At 62.2% G+C, this 360-nt stretch carries 1 protein-coding gene; it reads right to left on the minus strand.

Annotation, left to right across the window (positions count from 1 at the left end; translation table 11 throughout):
* The coding region (locus CP368_RS10260) for a zinc ribbon domain-containing protein (RefSeq protein ID WP_233185898.1) at nucleotides 1-275 on the minus strand (275 nt) is incomplete at its 3' end.
* Between the last annotated feature and the right edge of the window lie 85 nt (nucleotides 276-360).

Consider the following 360-nt stretch of genomic DNA (forward strand, 5'->3'; position numbering starts at 1 on the left):
GCTCGGTTGAACTGCCGTTCGGCGAGTGCGGCCGTGTACCGCTTGCGCTCGAGCTCTCGTTCTGCGCTGGAGCGCAACGCATTGTTCATCTGCTGCTGGACTCGGCGGGAGTGCGACAAAGCATCGAGTTCGGCTGGCGCTAGGGCGGTTAGGAATGCCTCGCCAACGGCCTCATCGATACGGTTGGCGCGGATGTGTTGGCAGGTTGGCTGACCCTCTTGGGTGCGCAGGTGATTGCATACATACTCGCCGCCGCCCTTGTAGCGGACGTACATTTTATGGCCACATCGTGCGCACCAGGCGATGCCGTGGAGCAGAAGCTCGCCATTGCGAGGCGCGCCTCGGGTTTTGATGCGCATG

It is taken from the genome of Lactobacillus sp. UMNPBX17 (assembly GCF_002553735.1).
Lineage (GTDB): Bacteria > Bacillota > Bacilli > Lactobacillales > Lactobacillaceae > Lactobacillus > Lactobacillus gallinarum.